Genomic DNA, 357 nt, shown 5'->3' with positions numbered 1-357 from the left:
GGCTACCGTTGGTTCGCTCACGCTCAACGACAGCGTGCTCAACCTGCGAAAGAGCCTCACGGCGGGCGATGCTGGTTCGCGACTGGTGCTCAACGGCAACGTGACGTCGACCGGTACGTCGTCAATTATTGTCGAAACGGTCAGCGGTACGATCGGCGCGAGCAACGTCGAACTGAGCGGTACTGCCGGCGCGGCGAATCGTTCGTTCAATGTCACGGGGACGCTGACCGTGAGCGCGCCGATTGTGAATGGGGCGGCGACTCCGGGTTCGTTGACGAAGACCGGTGCGGGAACGCTGGTGCAGAGCGGCGTGAATACTTACAGCGGCACGACGAATGCCAACGCGGGGGTGTTGCA

The 357-nt window shown here is 62.5% G+C and carries 1 protein-coding gene; it reads left to right on the top strand.

All coding sequences use genetic code 11. The annotated features are described in order from the left end of the window. The coding region (locus tag M9Q49_RS35290; protein WP_254514063.1) for an autotransporter-associated beta strand repeat-containing protein at window positions 1–357 on the top strand (357 nt) is incomplete at both ends.

This window comes from Anatilimnocola floriformis, from assembly GCF_024256385.1.
Classification (GTDB): Bacteria; Planctomycetota; Planctomycetia; order Pirellulales; family Pirellulaceae; genus Anatilimnocola; species Anatilimnocola floriformis.
The sequence above is the reverse complement of the archived record's forward strand: the minus strand, read 5'-3'. Positions and strand labels throughout refer to the sequence as shown.